The sequence below is a fragment of the Kitasatospora sp. NPDC036993 genome (assembly GCF_055607525.1).
Window position 1 is genome coordinate 465,030 of the sequence record NZ_JBVJRP010000004.1, and the last position, 17,309, is coordinate 482,338.

The 17,309-nt window shown below is 74.6% G+C and carries 12 protein-coding genes and 1 pseudogene; 10 read left to right on the top strand and 3 right to left on the bottom strand.

The window, feature by feature from the left end; translation table 11 throughout:
• The gene (locus tag ACZ7C5_RS11290) at positions 1-522 is read right to left on the bottom strand and encodes an SHOCT domain-containing protein (RefSeq protein WP_401091263.1); all 522 of its coding nucleotides are present in this window, start codon (positions 520-522) and stop codon (positions 1-3) included.
• 57 nt (positions 523-579) lie between these two features.
• On the opposite strand from ACZ7C5_RS11290, the gene ACZ7C5_RS11295 reads away from it, so the two are divergent.
• From ACZ7C5_RS11295 to ACZ7C5_RS11330, 8 genes and pseudogenes are all read left to right on the top strand, one after another.
• Positions 580-1,710 carry a protein kinase domain-containing protein gene (locus ACZ7C5_RS11295; RefSeq protein ID WP_401091265.1) on the top strand — a complete coding sequence of 377 codons (1,131 nt, stop codon included), beginning with the start codon at positions 580-582 and terminating at the stop codon, positions 1,708-1,710.
• Positions 1,711-1,872: 162 nt separating this feature from the next.
• Positions 1,873-3,645 carry a serine/threonine-protein kinase gene (locus ACZ7C5_RS11300; RefSeq protein WP_401091267.1) on the top strand — a complete coding sequence of 591 codons (1,773 nt, stop codon included), beginning with the start codon at positions 1,873-1,875 and terminating at the stop codon, positions 3,643-3,645.
• 97 nt (positions 3,646-3,742) lie between these two features.
• Positions 3,743-5,374, top strand: a complete 1,632-nt coding sequence (locus ACZ7C5_RS11305) for a succinic semialdehyde dehydrogenase (RefSeq protein WP_401091269.1) — start codon at positions 3,743-3,745, stop codon at positions 5,372-5,374.
• A gap of 116 nt (positions 5,375-5,490) precedes the next feature.
• Positions 5,491-7,329: a GMC oxidoreductase gene (locus ACZ7C5_RS11310; RefSeq protein ID WP_401091271.1), complete on the top strand. Its 1,839-nt coding sequence runs from the start codon at positions 5,491-5,493 to the stop codon at positions 7,327-7,329.
• A gap of 119 nt (positions 7,330-7,448) precedes the next feature.
• On the top strand, positions 7,449-9,323 hold the full coding sequence (locus ACZ7C5_RS11315) for a hypothetical protein (protein ID WP_470322440.1): 1,875 nt from the start codon (positions 7,449-7,451) through the stop codon (positions 9,321-9,323).
• Between the two features lie 1,047 nt (positions 9,324-10,370).
• The gene (gene guaA / locus ACZ7C5_RS11320) at positions 10,371-11,966 is read left to right on the top strand and encodes a glutamine-hydrolyzing GMP synthase (protein WP_188296861.1); all 1,596 of its coding nucleotides are present in this window, start codon (positions 10,371-10,373) and stop codon (positions 11,964-11,966) included.
• A 215-nt stretch (positions 11,967-12,181) separates the two neighbouring features.
• Positions 12,182-12,700: pseudogene (locus ACZ7C5_RS11325) on the top strand (DoxX family membrane protein); the annotation flags it as partial.
• A gap of 207 nt (positions 12,701-12,907) precedes the next feature.
• A complete protein-coding gene (locus tag ACZ7C5_RS11330) occupies positions 12,908-13,192 on the top strand; it encodes a QcrA and Rieske domain-containing protein (RefSeq protein ID WP_401091463.1) in 285 nt (94 codons plus the stop codon).
• A 70-nt stretch (positions 13,193-13,262) separates the two neighbouring features.
• Here the strand turns inward: ACZ7C5_RS11330 and ACZ7C5_RS11335 are convergent, their stop codons facing one another.
• Both ACZ7C5_RS11335 and ACZ7C5_RS11340 read right to left on the bottom strand, forming a co-directional pair.
• Positions 13,263-13,472, bottom strand: a complete 210-nt coding sequence (locus ACZ7C5_RS11335) for a hypothetical protein (RefSeq protein ID WP_188296863.1) — start codon at positions 13,470-13,472, stop codon at positions 13,263-13,265.
• Entirely contained in the window at positions 13,469-14,935 is a 1,467-nt protein-coding gene (locus tag ACZ7C5_RS11340; RefSeq protein WP_470322441.1) for a PspC domain-containing protein, read from the bottom strand. The genes ACZ7C5_RS11335 and ACZ7C5_RS11340 overlap by 4 nt, the downstream gene beginning before the upstream one ends.
• A gap of 263 nt (positions 14,936-15,198) precedes the next feature.
• Between ACZ7C5_RS11340 and ACZ7C5_RS11345 the strand changes: the two genes are divergently transcribed.
• A complete protein-coding gene (locus tag ACZ7C5_RS11345) occupies positions 15,199-16,530 on the top strand; it encodes a PspC domain-containing protein (protein WP_401091465.1) in 1,332 nt (443 codons plus the stop codon).
• A complete protein-coding gene (locus ACZ7C5_RS11350) occupies positions 16,523-17,227 on the top strand; it encodes a LuxR C-terminal-related transcriptional regulator (protein WP_401091277.1) in 705 nt (234 codons plus the stop codon). The genes ACZ7C5_RS11345 and ACZ7C5_RS11350 overlap by 8 nt, the downstream gene beginning before the upstream one ends.
• The last annotated feature ends 82 nt before the right edge of the window (positions 17,228-17,309 follow it).

The window sequence follows — 17,309 nt, forward strand, 5'->3', positions numbered from 1 at the left end:
TCAGCCGATCAGGCGCTGCTTGGCGCGGGTGAACTCGTCCTCGGTGAGCGCGCCGGAGGCGCGCAGGGCGGCCAGCCGCTCCAGCTGGGCGATGAGCTGTTCACCGGTGCCGGGTTCGGCGGCGGCCACGGCCTTCGGGGCGTTCCTGGCGGCCCGGGCGGCCGCCCGGAGCTGCTCGGCGAAGAAGTCGGCCTTGACCACGTCCTCGAAACGGTGCGAGCCGGTCATCGCCACCACCAGGAGCACTTCGCCGTTGAGCTTGGTGCGGGTCACGGAGACGTCGCTGACGGCGGCGAGCGGAACCGGTACCGGCGGCTTCCCGTCCTTCAGGAAGAGCAGCCGGTGGGTGGTCAGCACGAGCACTCCCTTGCGGAAGTGGTCGGGGTGGCGACCGGCAGTGGAGGCGACCGGCTTCTCGCCGTCGATCACGGTCGCCTCGACGGCGCGTACGGCCTCGGCCTTGGCTTTGCCGCTGTTTCCCGCGGCCTCGAAGGCGGTGTCGATCAGATCGGTCCAGTCCATGGGGCCGAGCCTAAAGGAGCCGCTCAGTAGGCTGCTCGGTGAGTGAGAGGAACTGGCATGCGAGGCGGCCCCGGGGAACTGCTGGCGGGACGGTACCGGCTGACGGACCGTCCCGGACCGCTGTGCGCCCACGCGGTGGACGATCGGACCGGTGAGTCGGTGCTGCTGCGCGCCCTGGAGCTGCCGGGGGTGCTGACGGCCGCTCAGGACCCGGAGGAGGCGTCCGCGGCGCAGGCGGACCGGCTGGTGCGGCGGGTGGCGGCGGTCGGTTCGGCCGCGCCGGTCGCGCACCCGCGGCTGTTGCGCGGGGTCGGGGCGTTCGTCGAGGACGAGCTGCTGTGGACGGTGGAGGAGCGGCCGGCCGGGGTCACGGTGGCCGAGCTGCTCGCCGCCGGGCCGCTGGCGCCGTACCGGGCGGCCGAGCTGGCGGCGGATCTGGCCGGCGCGCTGCGGGCGCTGCACGCCGCCGGGCTGACCCACGGCAACCTGACAGCGGAGTCGGTGCTGGTGTGCGAGGACGGCGCGGCGATGCTCGGCGGGCTGCTCGCCGGGGTGGCCGAGGAGGCACTGTCCGAGGAGCTCGGCGGGCCCGGCGGGCGGCGCCGCTACGAGGTGCGGGCCACCCTGGTCGGCCCGGTGGCGGAGCGCTGGCCGTTGGACGGCGGCCCGGCCGGCGACTGCTGGGCGCTCGGGGTGCTGGTGCAGCGGCTGGTCGCCGGCCGCTCGCCGTACCCGGAGCGGAGCGTGCCGGAGCTGGTGACGGCCGTACGGGACGGGCGGCGCGAGCCCTCGGTGGTGTGCGGGGCGCTCGGACCGCTGGTGGAGGGGCTGGTGCAGCCCGATCCGGCGCTGCGGCCGACGGCGGAGGCGGCGCGCGGGGAGCTGGCGGAGCTGCTGGCGGGGGCGCCGGAGCCGGTCGACGAGGAGCGGGCGGCGCAGCGTCGGACGGGCGGGGTTCCGGTGCTGAAGCCGGAGGCGCCGCTGGTGCCGCGCACGCGGGGCGGGAAGGCGAGGGGCTCCAGGGTCGGGAGGAGTGCCCGGAAGGGCGGCAGCACCGGGGATCCGGGGGCGGGAAACGGGGCGAAACCGCCGCGGATACCCCCCGCCCTGCTGGGCCCGCTGTTGGTGGGCGGGGTGTTCGTGCTGCTGGTGCTCGGAATCGCCGCCGTGGTGCTGTTCGCGGGCTGACGGTCCGCCTGGATTCCGGCCTTCGGGTCCAGCGGGCGGGCGTGGTTACCGGGGGCGGCGAGGTGCGCTTAATGTGTGCGTGGGATTTGTTCGAACAGTGGTCTGCACCAGGCCCTCCGTCGGCGGTGACGGCAGGCGGAACGTGTGGGGGAGCGGGCGCAGATGGGCGTGCAGGACGGGCCGGAGGCGGCCGAGGCGGAGCGGTTGCTGGCCGGGCGGTACGAGCTCGGCGAGCGGCTCGGCCGGGGCGGCATGGGTACCGTCTGGCGGGCCTGGGACCGGATGCTCGACCGCGAGGTCGCGGTCAAGGAGCTGACCGTCAACCACCTGCCGGAGGAGGACCTCCAGATCCTGCACACCCGGATGAAGCGCGAGGCCAGCGCGGCCGCGCGGATCAAGCACCCCGGCGTGATCACCGTGCACGACGTGCTGGAGCAGGACGGCCGGCCGTGGATCGTGATGGAACTGGTCGACGGCCGCTCGCTGGCCGACGTGATCAGCCAGGACGGCACCCTGCAGCCGCGCGCCGCCGCCGAGGTCGGCAGCCAGGTGCTGGCCGCGCTGCACCGCGGCCACCAGCTGGGCGTGCTGCACCGGGACGTGAAGCCGGCCAACGTGCTGCTGGAGCGCGGCACCGGCCGGGTGGTGCTGCTGGACTTCGGCATCGCGAAGTACGAGGGCTCGACCGAGCTGACCCGGCCGGGCGACCTGGTCGGCTCGCCGGACTACCTGGCGCCGGAGCGCGCCCAGGGCGAGCGGCCCGGGCCGGCCTCCGACCTGTGGGGCCTCGGGGCGACGCTGTACGCGGCGGTCGAGGGCCAGTCGCCGTTCCGCCGGGACTCGCCGATCAGCACGCTCGCCGCGGTGGTCGACGAACCGCTGCCGGAGTCGCGGCGGGCCGGTCCGCTGGGGCCCGTGCTGTCCGCGCTGATGGCCAAGGACCCGGCCGAGCGGCCCACCGCGGACGAGGCGTCCAGGATGCTGGCCGAGGTGCAGGCCGGGCACACCATGGGCCTCAAGTCGGTCGCGGCGGGTCGGGTGCCCACCCAGTCGGTGCCGGTGGTGGACCGCAGCGAGGGTTCGGAGGGCGTGGCGGAGCCGGTCGAGGGCTCCGAGGAGCCGACCGAGCCGAAGGCCTCCGGGCCGGCCGGCCCCGCGGTTCCCGCCGTCCCCGTCAGCCCCGCCGTCCCCGCAGGACCGGACACGGACGGGGGCGCGCAGGCAGCCGCCCGGGCGCACACCGGGCCCGTCGCGCCGGTGCCGCACTCCCACACACCCGTGCGCGGACCGGCGAGACGCCGCAACCTGCTGAAGATCGTCGGCATCGCGGTGGCCGTCGGCCTGCTGGCCGCCGCGGGCACCTTCCTCACCACCCGGAACGTGCTGGGCGGTGGCGGCAACGACGACCCGACGCCGACCGCGCCCGCCGAGTCCACCGGGCCGGAGCCCACCAGCGACGCCGGCCCCGCACTGGCGGCGCCCAGCGGCTACCACTGGGTCGACGACCCGGCCGGATTCCGCTTCCCGCTGCCGAACGGGACCCCGTCCTGGCAGCGGATCAGCTCGGGTGACAACCAGATCTTCTACAGCCCCGACGCCAAGGTGCACTACCTCCAGTTCGCCGTGACCGTCGGGCAGTCGGTCAAGCCGCTGGAGCACATGCGGCAGATGGAGACCAGCGTCTCCAAGTCGCTCAGGGACTACAAGCAGCACCGGATGGCCGGCACGGCGGTGAAGGGCCAGGAGGCGGCGGTCTGGGAGTTCAGCTACGCGGCCAAGGAGGGCGGCCGCCGGCGCGCGATCGAGACCGAGTTCATCGGCCAGGACGGCACCAGCTACGCCATCTACTCGTCCAGCCCGGAGCGGGGCAGCGAGTGGAACGAGGCCGAGCAGCGCTTCTACGCGGTGCTGAACAACTTCAGCCCGACCCGCTGACCGGTGGCGGGCGAAGGCGTCCGCTTTCGCCCGACTGCGGCAGATTCTTGTTACCGACGGGTACCGGACCGGCCGTCGAGCGCCTAGGCTGCGCCGTATGTCGGACCTCACAGCAGACGCAGTGGCCACCGAACACCCCGGCGCCGGCAACCCGGCGGCCCCCGGCGGCGGCAGGACCGTCGCGGCGGCCGTCCCGCCGGCCCTGGTCACCAGGCTGGCCGCCGGCGTCACCGCCACCGGCGAACCCGACCTGGTGGAGACCGTCGCCCCGCTGACCGGGGAACGGCTGGCCAGCCTGCCGCGGTCCACCCCGGCCGACGTCGAGGTCGCCTTCCAGCTGGCCCGCCGCGCCCAGGCGGCCTGGGCCGCGCTGCCGGTGCGCCGCCGCGCCGCCGTCCTGCTGCGCTTCCACGACCTGCTGCTCAAGCGGCAGGACGAGGTGCTGGACCTCATCCAGGCGGAGACCGGCAAGGCCAGGCCGCACGCCTTCGAGGAGGTGCTGGCCGTCGCCATGGCCGCCCGGCACTACGGGCGGGCCGCGCACGGGTACCTCAGGGACAAGCGGCGCGGCGGCGCGCTGCCGGTGCTCACCCACGCGGTCGAGGCCCGCCGCCCCAAGGGCGTGATCGGCCACATCTCGCCGTGGAACTACCCGTTGGAGCTGTCCGTCGGCGACGCCCTGCCCGCCTTCGTGGCCGGCAACGCGGTGGTCAACAAGCCCGACACCCAGACCGCGCTGACCGCGCTGTGGGCCCGCGGGCTGCTGGTCGAGGCCGGACTGCCGGCCGACCTGTGGCAGATCGTGATCGGCGACGGCCCGGTGATCGGCCCCGCCGTGGTCGAGCGGGCCGACTACGTCTCGTTCACCGGCTCCACCCGCACCGGCCGCGACGTCGCCCAGCGCGCCGCCGCCCGGCTGGTCGGCGCCTCGCTCGAACTCGGCGGCAAGAACGCCATGCTGGTGCTCGCCGACGCGGACCTCGACGCGGCCGCCGCGGGCGCCGTCCGGGCCTGCTTCTCCTCCGCCGGGCAGCTGTGCATCTCGATCGAGCGGCTGCTGGTGCACCGCTCGGTGGCCGACGAGTTCCTGGAGCGCTTCGCCGCCCGCACCCGGGCACTGCGCCTCGGCGGCGGCCTCGCGTACGGCGCGGACATGGGCTCGCTGGTCTCCGTCCGCCAGCTGGAGACCACCACCCGGCACGTGGAGGAGGCGGTCAAGGCGGGCGCCACCGTGGTGGCCGGCGGGCGCGCCAGGCCGGACCTCGGCCCGTTCTTCTTCGAGCCGACCATCCTCGACGGCGTCACCCCGGACATGGCGGTCTGCGCCGAGGAGACCTTCGGCCCGGTCGTCTCCCTCTACCGCTTCGACACCGAGGACGAGGCGGTGGCCGCCGCCAACTCCACGCCGTACGGCCTGAACTCCAGCGTCTGGACCAGGGACCTGCGGCGCGGTCGGACGGTCGCGGCCCGGCTGCGCACCGGCACGGTCAACGTCAACGAGGCCTACGCGGCCGCGTACGGCTCGGTCGGCTCCCCGATGGGCGGCATGGGCGACTCCGGGCTCGGCCGCCGGCACGGCGCCGAGGGCATCCTGCGCTTCACCGAGGCGCAGACCATCGCGACCCAGCGGCTGCTGCCGATCGCGCCCTCGTTCGGCCTGGACGACAAGCAGTTCGCCGCCGTGATGACCGGCGGGCTGCGGGCGCTCAAGGCGCTGCGCTTCAAGTAGGCCGCCGGCCGGGCAGGTCCCCGGCCAGGCCCCGGCGGCACGCGGGCCCCGCGCTCCGGCGGGGCCCGGACCGCGGCACCCACAGGCAGGTTCACCCGGCGAAGGAGCAGTGGCAGATGGTGCAGTCCGGCGGTGCGGCGGAGTTCGACTACGACGTGGTGGTGGTCGGGTCCGGCTTCGGCGGTTCGGTCGCGGCCCTGCGGCTGACCGAGAAGGGCTACCGGGTCGCCGTCCTGGAGGCCGGTCGGCGCTTCGACCGGGACGAACTGCCCAGGAACTCCTGGGACCTCCAGAACTACCTGTGGGCACCGCAGTTCGGGCTGTACGGCATCCAGCGCATCCACCTGCTGGCCAACGTGCTGATCCTGGCCGGCGCCGGGGTCGGCGGCGGTTCGCTGAACTACGCCAACACCCTGTACGTGCCGCCGAAGGCGTTCTTCGAGGACCGCCAGTGGCGCCACATCACCGACTGGCAGCAGGAGTTGTCGCCCTTCTACGACCAGGCGCAGCGGATGCTCGGGGTCCGGCTCAACCCGACCCTGACCCCCTCCGACGTCCACCTCAAGGCGGCCGCCGAGCGGATGGGTGTCGGCGACACCTTCCACATGGCGCCGGTCGGGGTCTTCTTCGGCGACGGCGGGGACGCCGGGGGCAGCTCCGGGACGGAGCCCGGGGGAGGCGGTGCCGGGGCGGCGCCCGGCGGCGAGGTCGCCGACCCGTACTTCGGCGGGGCGGGCCCGGCCCGCAGGGCCTGCGTGGAGTGCGGCGAGTGCATGACCGGCTGCCGACACGGCGCCAAGAACATGCTCACCGAGAACTACCTCCACCTGGCCGAGCGGGGCGGCGCGGAGATCCACCCGCTCACCACGGTGGCCCGGATCCGGGAGATCGGCGGCGACGGCGCCGACGGGAACCGGGGCTTCGCGGTGGACGTGCGCCGCACCGACTCGCGTTCGAGGACCGACCCGGTGAAGGCGGGCGCGCGGACCATCACCGCGGCCCGGGTGATCGTCGCGGCCGGCACCTACGGCACCCAGTCGCTGCTGCACCGGATGCGCGACGCCGGCCACCTGCCCCGGATCTCCGACCGGCTGGGCGAGCTGACCCGCACCAACTCCGAGGCCCTGGTGGGCGCGCAGACCACCGACCGGCGCTACGGCACCCGGGCGGACTTCACCAAGGGCGTGGCGATCACCTCCTCGATCCACCCGGACGCCAGCACCCACATCGAGCCGGTCCGCTACGGCAAGGGCTCCAACGCGATGGGCGCGCTGTCCATCGCCCAGGTCAGGGGCGGCGGGAAGACGCCGCGCTGGCTGCGCTACCTGGGCAACTCGGCGCTCCACCCGGTGAACTTCGTCCGCTCGATGAACCAGCACCGCTGGTCCGAGAAGACGATCATCGGCCTGGTGATGCAGTCGCTGGACAACTCGATCACCGTCTCGCTGAAGAAGGGGCCGCTGGGCAAGGCGCGGCTGACCTCCTCCCAGGGCCACGGCGCCCCCAACCCGACCTGGATCCCGGCCGCCGAGAAGGGCGCCCAGGCCCTGGCCGACGAGATCAACGGCTTCGCCGGCAGCACCGTCGGCGAGATCTTCGACATCCCGATGACGGCGCACTTCCTCGGCGGCTGCCCGATCGGCGACGCCGCGGAGACCGGCGTGGTGGACCCGTACCACCGGCTCTACGGGTACCCCGGGATCAGCGTGGTGGACGGTTCGGCCGTCTCCGCCAACCTGGGCGTCAACCCCTCGCTCACCATCACCGCGCAGGCCGAGCGCGCCATGTCGATGTGGCCCAACAAGGGCGAGGCGGACCCGCGGCCGGACCAGGGCGGGGAGTACCGGCGGGTCGCGGCCGTGGCACCGGTGCGGCCGGCCGTGCCCGAGGGCGCGTTCGGCGCGCTGCGGCTGCCGTTGCTGCCCGTCCCCGAGGTCCCGAAGAAGGGCGGCTGACGCCCCCGTCCCGGCCGATCCGCCTGCCCCTGCGACCGGTTGACATCCGTTCGGATCCGATGGGATAAACGGGCTCCCGGGGGCACCCAGGGGCTCGTCGAGCGGGGGGAACGCGGTCCATGGCCAACTGCGCATCGTGCGGGGCGACTTCGGGGGAGGGGGCGGCCGCCTGCGGTTCCTGCGGCCGGCCGTTCGCGCCTCCCGCGCCGCCGCAGGCCCCGCCCGCCGTCCCGCCGCCTCCGCCGGGTGCGGCTCCGTCCGTCCCGCCGCCCGGGTACGGCCCGCCGTCCGGGTACGGGCCGCCGTCCGGTCCGCCGCCAGGGGGTGCGCCGGAGTACGGTCCCGGCGGATCCGCGGTCGCCCCGCCCGCCCTGGGCAGCTGCGGCGCCGGGCAGCCGTCCGACCAGGAGCCGGCGCTCCGGCGCCTGCTGACCGGGGCGGACTGGCGCCCGGCGGTCAGGGCGGCCGTCGCGCCGACCCTCGTGCTGCTGGCCGCGGCGCTGATCGCGGCGATCCCGGGCGACTACCGGTACGAGTACTGGTTCCCGTCGGCGGCAGGCTTCGGCGAGCGCTTCGGCGCGTCGCTGTCGATGGCCCTGAACGCGCTCGGCGCACCGTTCCGGCTCGGCCTCCAGAGCCCGATGGCCCGGGACGGGGCCGGCCGGATGGAGGTCGCGTACCGGGTGCTGCCGATGACCGTCACCGCCCTGTGGTGCCTGGCGCTCTGGCTCGGCCTGCGGGCCGGGCTGCGCCGGCGCAAGGCGCTGGAGGGCCAGCTCGGCCGGGGCCGGGCCGCCGGGGAGGCGCTGCGCACCGCCCTGGTCCTCGCGGCGGTGACCGCGCTGATCGGACTGTTCGCCGGTACCCGGTGGCACCCCTCGGGCCGTACCGGCGGGCTGACCTTCGTCGACCCGGGCAGCGGGAAGCCCGGCGGGCCGCTGATCACCGCGGGCTCCGGCTGGCCGGAGGCGGTCGCCTGGACCGCGGTGCTGGCCGGCCTGCTGGCCTTCGTCGTCTACGGCACCGACGCGCTGCGCTGGGCCGCCTGGCGCAACCGCGCGGTGCGCGGCTGGGCGGTGGCCGCGCTGACCGCCGGTCAGGCGATGGCCGTCACGGTGGGCCTGTCCTCGGTGGCGGCCTTCGTCCTCGTCGCGGTGAACGGCGAGAGCGGGGCGCGGACCGGCATCTCGCTGGCCTTCCTGCCCAACCTCGGTCTCACCCTGCTCGGCTTCGGCTCGGGGGCGACCTTCCGCTCGCAGTCCGGACTGTTCGAGGACGGCGAAGCCGCCGGGGACTCCTGGCAGGACGGCGACACCGAGACGGAGTTCTCCTTCTTCGACCTCCAGGACCAGACCGCGGACTGGCGGTGGGCCGGCCTGCTCGCACTCCTCGCGGCGGGCCTGCTCGGCTGGGCGGCGTTCCGCCGGCGCCTGGACACCGTCGACCGGCTGCGCCTGGCGGCCGTGCAGGCGGGGGCGCTCACCCTGCTGATGACCTTCGCGGGCACGCTGGTGACGCGGACCACGTCCACCACGGGCTGGGTCGGCTCCGCGCGGACGGAGCTCTCCCAGGAGGAGTCGTCCGGGCTGGTGTTCCTGAGCGTGCTGGTGGCCAACGCGCTCTGGGCGCTGGCCGGCGTGCTGCTGGTGCCGCCGCTGCTGGCGGCCGTCCGGGGCCGGGGCGCGGGAGCGCCGAGCGGCGCCGTCCCGTACGCCGAGTCCCCGTTCGCCCCGTCGCGGGGCTCCGTGCCGTACCCGGCGGTGCCGCCGGAGGTGCCGTACGCGACGCCGGCGCACGGTGTCCCGGCGCAGGGTGCTCCGGCGCAGGCCATGGCGGCGCAGGACGCGCCGTTCGCCACCGGCGGCGGGGTGAGCGAGGTGCTCGCCTCGCACGAGGTGCCGCCCGCCCCGGCCGGCCGGACGCCGGTGTCCGGTGCGGTGCCGCCTCCGGCCGAGGAGCCGGTCGATCCGAGCGTCTGGCGCGAGCACCCCTGAGCCGGGGCAGGCCGGTCCGGCGAAGGCAGGGCCGGAGCAGGACGGCTGAAGCAGGACAGCTGAAGCAGAACGGCTGAAGCAGGACGGTCCGGAAACGGGCAAAGGGCCCCGCGGGGGAACGGGGCCCTTTGTCGTTCAGCACTCGGCGTCAGGGCCGCGCCGGTGCTGGGTGACGGCGCCGGGGGAGGGGCGCCGTCGTGTCGGTCGGCTTCGGGGCGCGCCGTGCGGCTCCGGCGTGGGTGGCCGGCCGCGCGGGGCGCGCACGCTCGTGCGCGGGGGTTCGGCGCGCAGGTCTGCGCCGGTTCCATCGCTCACGGAGCGTGAACTGTAAACCGCTGCCACGGCCCTGCGGCGCGGCTGCGGAGAACGCCGTCGCGGCCTCCTCGGTGAGCCGTGAGGCGCCGGGAGAACCGCTTACAACGAGCATCGTGCTGGACGAAGGGCTCGCTCTGCAACCGGTTCGGCACAGTTCGACGCAGAGCATTTCCTGTCAGGACCGTCGTCGATGATCACGGTGTGTAGCGGCCTGGATGGTTGCGGCGCACGGAGACGCGCGTAGCGGTGCGAGGCGGCGGGGAGTGCGCCTGGGCGTGCGCCGGATCGGACCGGGGGTGCGACGGCCGGTCCCGGGCGTCCCCGGATCCCGGCCGTCCCACCTCTCGGCCCAGTCGCGGCCGGGGTCGCTGTCCCCTGCTGGCCGGCCGCGGCACCCGCGCACGGTCCCACGGAGCCGCGCCCGGCGGGCCGGGCGGCGGCACCACGTGCGCCGGTGGACTGGGATGGAACTCCACGCGTGGTCCTGCATCCGTACGGCGGTGCCCCCGCGGGGGCGGGCGGCGCGTCTGGCGGACGCGCCGCGGCCGTACGTTCGTCAGGAGCAACGAACCGCCGCCCCGCCCGGTCACGGTCCACCGGACGGGCAGACGAGTGAAACCGGACAGCCCGGTAGAATCGGTGTCCAGACACCCCACACCGTCCGCCGCCGCAGCCCCCCGACGGGGAGACGGCCGTGTGCGACACCTCGATACCGCTGCCGGAAGGCCGTCCGTGTCCTCTGCAATTCCCGTCCAGTCCGCGCCGGACAACGACCCCGTCCTGGTGGTCGACTTCGGTGCCCAGTACGCCCAGCTCATCGCCCGTCGGGTGCGTGAGGCGCGGGTCTACAGCGAGATCGTGCCGAGCAGCATGCCGGTCGCCGAGATGCTCGCCAAGAACCCCAAGGCGATCATCCTCTCCGGCGGCCCGTCGTCGGTCTACGAAGAGGGCGCGCCGCAGATCGACCGCGCGATCTTCGAGGCCGGTGTCCCGGTCTTCGGCATGTGCTACGGCTTCCAGCTGATGGCCAAGAGCCTCGGCGGCACCGTCGACAACAACGGCGCCCGCGAGTACGGCCGCACCCCGCTGAGCGTCTCCCGCGCCGGCTCCACCTTGTTCGAGGGCGTTCCGGCGCAGCACTCGGTGTGGATGTCGCACGGTGACGCCTGCTCCGCCGCCCCGGAGGGCTTCGCCGTCACCGCCTCCACCGACCTGGTCCCGGTCGCGGCCTTCGAGAACGACGAGGCCCGGCTCTACGGCGTCCAGTACCACCCCGAGGTGCTGCACTCCGACCACGGCCAGCAGGTCCTGGAGCACTTCCTCTACCGCGGCGCCGGCATCTCCCCGACCTGGACCACCGGCAGCGTGGTCGACGAGCAGATCGCCCTGATCCGCGCGCAGGTCGGCAACAAGCGCGCGATCTGCGGCCTGTCCGGCGGCGTGGACTCCGCGGTCGCGGCCGCCCTGGTCAACAAGGCCATCGGCGACCGTCTGACCTGCGTCTACGTCGACCACGGCCTGATGCGCAAGGGCGAGACCGAGCAGGTCGAGAAGGACTTCGTGGCCGCCACCGGCGTCCAGCTGAAGGTCGTCGACGCCTCCGAGCGCTTCCTGAACGCGCTGAAGGGGGTCAGCGACCCCGAGGAGAAGCGCAAGATCATCGGCCGGGAGTTCATCCGGGTCTTCGAGCAGGCCCAGGCCGAGATCGTCGCCGAGGCCGGCGAGCAGGGCGAGTCGGTCGACTTCCTGGTCCAGGGCACCCTGTACCCGGACGTGGTGGAGTCCGGCGGCGGCGAGGGCACCGCCAACATCAAGTCCCACCACAACGTCGGCGGCCTGCCCGAGGACCTCCAGTTCCAGCTGGTCGAGCCGCTGCGCAAGCTGTTCAAGGACGAGGTCCGGATGGTCGGCCAGGAGCTGGGCCTGCCGGAGGAGATCGTCCAGCGCCAGCCGTTCCCGGGCCCGGGTCTGGGCATCCGGATCGTCGGCGAGGTCACCAAGGAGCGTCTGGACCTGCTCCGCGACGCCGACGCGATCGCCCGCGAGGAGCTGACCGCGGCCGGTCTGGACCGCGAGATCTGGCAGTGCCCGGTCGTGCTGCTCGCCGACGTCCGCAGCGTGGGCGTGCAGGGCGACGGCCGCACCTACGGTCACCCGATCGTGCTGCGCCCGGTCTCGTCCGAGGACGCCATGACCGCCGACTGGTCGCGCCTGCCGTACGACGTGCTGGCGAAGATCTCCACCCGGATCACCAACGAGGTCCGCGACGTGAACCGCGTCGTCGTCGACGTCACCAGCAAGCCGCCGGGCACCATCGAGTGGGAGTGACCACTCCCGCCGGCCGCCGGGGCCCTTCTTCGTCCTGAGGCCGATGCCTGAACGGCCGCGCCGTCGTTCCCGTACTGAAGGGAGCGACGGCGCGGCCGTTTCGCCGTACGGGCGCCGCTCCCCGGGTGGGACCTCCCACCGAAAGCGCGCAGGAGCGGGCAGAATGCGGACCGGACCTGTCAGGGAGTGGCAGGCGGCGAGGGAAGGTGTGAGCGATGTCGGAGGCCAGCAACCCGGTGCCGGCCGGCGGGGGAGCGACCGGCCGGGCGGCGCGGTGGCGGGCGCTCGCGTCGAGGTACGCGCTGCTGCCCCTGCGGCTCTTCCTCGGTGTCACCTTCGTCTACGCCGCGCTCGACAAGCTCTCCGACGCGCACTTCCTGGCCGGGGCGGGCGACCCGGCCTCCTTCGTCTCGCAGACCCAGGCCGCCAAGGCGGGCGGCAGCCCGATCTCCTTCCTGCTCGGCCCCGCCCTCGACCACCCGACCCTGTTCGCGCTCGCCGTCGCCTTCGGCGAGCTGGCGGTGGGCCTCGGTACCCTGCTCGGCCTCTGGGGCCGGGTCGCCGCGCTCGGCGGCGCGCTGCTCAACCTCAGCCTCTGGCTGACCGTCAGCTGGAGCGTCTCGCCGTACTACCTCGGCAACGACCTGGCCTACCTGATGGCCTGGACCCCGCTGCTGCTGGCCGGCACGCCGTACCTGTCGGTGGACGGCTACCTGGCCCGCCGGGCCGGGCGGGACCGGGCGCGCGGGCTGGGCGAGGACCACGTCAAGCGCCGGGCGCTGGTGGACGGCGGGATCGCGGCCGTCGCGATCGGCGGGGCCGGGCTGCTCACCGGCTCGCTGACCCGCACCTTCGGCAGGGACGAGGAGGCCGCGCCCAAGCAGTCGGCGGCTCCGGTCTCGGCCGCCCCGGCGCCGGCCCCCGCGGTGCCCGCCGCGAGCGTGCCGGTCGGCGGCTCGGCCCAGGTCAAGGACCCGGCCACCGGGGACGCCGTCTACATCGTGCAGCCCAAGTCCGGCCAGTACTGCGCCTTCTCCGCGGTGTGCACCCACTCCGGCTGCGCGGTGGACGCGCCGAAGAACGGCCGGCTGTACTGCCCCTGCCACGGCTCCAGGTTCGACGCCGAGACCGGTGCGGTGGTCAACGGGCCCGCGGTCAAGCCGCTGCCCAGGTACGCCGTGACCAAGGACGGGGACCAGCTGACCCTGGGCCCGCAGCAGAGCTGAGGACCCAGGGGTACGGCCGGGGGCCGAGCGGTCGGTTCGGACGGCCGGCCCGCGCGGTCAGTCCTCGGGGTCAGTCCTCGCGGTCGGGGCGGCCGCGCCGGGCCACCGCCGCGACCGCGCCGGCCAGGCCGCCGACGCCGAGCACGATGAAGGTGACCGGGATGACGATCCGCCCGTTCACCGACTGGTCGTTGAGCGCCGCGACCAGGTACAGCACCGCGATCACGGTGAACAGCGCGCCCGCGATCAGCGAGAACAGGTCGAGCCGGTGCTTCCTCACTGCTGGACCACCTTGATGTTGCCGAGCCCGATTCCGAGTTCGAGATTGAGCGTGCCCTTGGCCGGCTGCCCGTTGGCAGGGCTGATCAGGTAGCTGTGCCGCCCGGTGCTGTTGCTGCGGTCACCCGGAACGGTGACGTTGCCGAGGCCGACCCGGGCCACCAGGTTCACCGTCACGTCGTCCGGCAGGGTGACGGTCATGTCGCCGGCGCCGAGGTCGGCCTTGGTGGCGAGGGTCTCGCCGGCCGGGTCGAGTCCGGACAGGTCCAGCCGGAGCTGCCCCGCACCCAGGTTGTACCGGTCGTGCAGCTCGGCCGCCGTGGTGACGGTCCAGTCGCGATCGCCGACGGCGTTGCGCATGGAGTCCGGCGAGTGGCCGACGAAGGCCAGCGCCAGGGTGAGCACCAGACCGGTCATCGCCAGCCTGCGGGCCCGGCCGAACTTCGCGCCGACCACCAGCGTCAGGCCCACCACCAGCAGCGCGGTGGCCAGCACCGTCGCGCTCAGCACCGTGGTACTGCCGTGGCGCCCGGACGAGACGGCCCAGACCGCGGCGGCCGCACCGACCGCCAGCAGGAAGCCGAAGAAGCCGAGCGGCGAACGCTCCTTGGGGTGCCGGACGACGGCGGGCTCGGGGCGGCGCTTGGCGTGCTCCTTGCGCAGCGGGTCGCCCGCCGGCAGGTCGGCGCGCTGCCACCAGGGCTGGGCCGGGCCGCCGGCCGGCGGCACCGGGGTGCCGAACGGCGGGGTCGGGGTGGCCGAGGTGGCGCCGTACGGGTTGCGCTCGGGGTGCCGCGGGTCCCACAGGTAGCCGCCGGGGGCCGGGCCGTCGGCGGGGGCCTTCCCCGCCGTCCGGTCGGCGGTGGGCCCGGCGTCGGCCTGCTCGTCCTGCTCGTTCTGCTCGGGCCGCGGCCAGCGGTAGGCCCCGGTGCCCGTGGTGTCGCCGGTGGCCCCGCCGCCCCCGGTCTCCGGGAAGTGGCGGTCGTACGGGCCGCAGTGGCGGCGCTCGCGCCCCCGTCCGCGGCGGCGTTCCGGGTCGTAGCGCACCGCCAGGAAGACCAGGGCGGCGAGCAGCAGCAGCGGGAACATCTGGTCGCCGTCGCCCATCGAGGAGAAGAACACCCCGGTGCCGATCACGGTCAGCAGCACCGCGCCGATGGACTGGCCGTCCACCCGCCCGGTGAGCACCCGCTGGAGCTCGGTGCGCCCGCCGCGGCCCTTGGCGTCGTCGTCGGTGGGGACGATCAGCCAGGCCAGGCCGTACAGGAACAGGCCGAGGCCGCCGGAGAGGCACAGCACCACCGTGACGACCCGGAAGACCACCGGGTCGATGTCCAGGTGACGGCCGAGGCCGCCGCAGACGCCGGCCACCACACGGCGGTGCTCGGCCCTGGTCAGCGGCGGGCGGTCCGGTTCCGGCGGGGCGGCGGCCCCGGCCTCCTCGATGCGGGGGTCCTCGGTCATGGACACCATCCTTCCGGCAGGGGCCGGTCCGGCCCAACCGGGTGGACCCCTGTCCGTACCCTGACTTGTCCCTGATACGGGATGGGGACACACCCTGATGCGCCCGCGGGTGCCCGCGTGGAACCATCGGTGGCGTGGCAGCCCCCGGTACCGATCCCCGACCCATCGCCCCCGACGCCGCGTCGTCGGCCGGCGCCGACCCGAACGCGTCCGACGACGGGAAGCCGCCGTACCGGCGGCTCTACCGCAGCCCGCAGGGCCGGATGCTGGGCGGCGTCGCGAACGGCCTGGCGGTGCACCTGGGACTGCCGGTGCGGTGGGTGCGGATCGCCTTCGTCGTGCTGTTCTTCGCGCAGGGGATCGGCGCGCTGCTGTACGCGGCGTTCTGGTTCGTGGTGCCGATCGGCATCGGCGAGCCCTCGCAGCGCGGCGGCGCCCAGTGGGTGTACCTCAACGGGACGTTCGTGCCGGCCTCGTCCGGGGTGCAGGGCGGCCTGCTGAACAAGGTCCCGGCGGTCGGCGGCTGGCTCGGCCGGATGCGCCGGCTGCTCCAGCACACCCTCCAGGGCGAGCCGGTGACCGCCCCCGTCGAGGGCGAGGAGGACGGGCAGGCGGACAAGGGCGGGCAGGGCGGCCTGGGCCAGCTCGCCGCGCTGGTGATGACGGTGATCGGCCTGATCGCCCTGCTCAACGTGCTCGGCTGGCAGACCGCCAAGCCGTACACCTGGCCGCTGCTGGCGATCGGCGTCGGCGTGGCGCTGGTCTGGCGGCAGGCCGACGACTCGCGCTGGCAGCGCTGGTTCGGCATCGAGGAGGGCGAGAAGCGGCGCGGCGCCTACACCCGGGTCGGCGCGGGCGTGCTGCTCGCGGTGGCCGGCACCATCGCGCTGCTCGCCATGCAGGGCGGCTCCCCGCTCGGCTCGGTGATCGAGGCCTCGATCGCGGTGCTGGCCGGCGTGCTGGTGCTGCTCGGCCCGTACGGGCTGCGGCTGTGGCAGGACCTCGGGGCCGAGCGCACCGCCCGCATCCGGGCCCAGGAACGGGCCGAGATCGCCGCGCACATCCACGACTCCGTGCTGCACACCCTGACCCTGATCCAGCGCCGGGCCGAGGACCCCAAGGAGGTGCTGCGGCTGGCCCGCTCGCAGGAGCGCGAGCTGCGGCTGTGGCTGTACCGCCCGGAGGCCGCCGCCGAGGCCGCGCCGGACACCATGGCGGAGAGCCTGCGGGCCGCCGTCGCCGAGGTCGAGGACCGGCACGGCGTCCCGGTCGAGGTGGTGATCGTCGGCGACTGCCCGATGGACGAGAGGATCGCGGCACAGATGCAGGCCGCGAGGGAGGCGACCGTCAACGCGGCCAAGTACGGTGGCGGGGGACCGGTCCAGGTCTACGCCGAGGTGGAGGGGAGGACGGTGTCGGTGTTCATCCGTGACCACGGCCCCGGCTTCGACCCCGACACGGTGCCCGAGGACCGGATGGGCGTACGGGAGTCGATCATCGGCCGGATGAAGCGCAACGGCGGCACCGCTCGGGTGCGGCCCGCGGCGGGCGGCGGTACCGAGGTCGAGCTGGAGATGGAGAGAGCGGATGACTGAGGAAACGCCGACGGCGGTCCCCCCGGCCGGAGGCTGGGGGAGGACCGCCCGGGTCGTGCTGGTGGACGACCACCGGATGTTCCGGACGGGGGTCAGGGCGGAGATCGGCCGTACCGAGGTGACCGGCATCGACGTGGTCGGCGAGGCCGACGACGTGGACTCGGCGGTCCGCGTGGTCGCCGAGACCAGGCCCGACGTGGTGCTGCTCGACGTCCACCTGCCGGGCGGCGGCGGCGTCGAGGTGCTGCGCCGGTCGGTCGGCGTGATGGGCGAGCAGGGAGGGGTGAAGTTCCTGGCGCTGTCGGTGTCGGACGCCGCCGAGGACGTCATCGGCGTCATCCGCGGCGGCGCGCGCGGCTACGTCACCAAGACCATCACCGGCACCGACCTGGTGAACGCGGTCTTCCGGATCGCCGACGGCGACGCGGTGTTCTCGCCCCGGCTGGCCGGCTTCGTGCTGGACGCCTTCGCCGCCACCGACACCCCGCCGGTGGACGAGGACCTGGACCGGCTCACCCAGCGCGAGCGCGAGGTGCTGCGGCTGATCGCCCGCGGCTACGCGTACAAGGAGATCGCCAAGCAGCTCTTCATCTCGGTGAAGACGGTCGAGAGCCACGTCTCCGCCGTCCTGCGCAAGCTCCAGCTGAGCAACCGCCACGAGCTGACCCGCTGGGCCACCGCGCGCCGCCTGGTCTGACCCGCCCCCGCCGGCCGCACGCCGTCGAGGCCGCCCGCCCCGGTTCCTCCGGGGCGGGCGGGGTTGTCGGCGGGTGGCCATA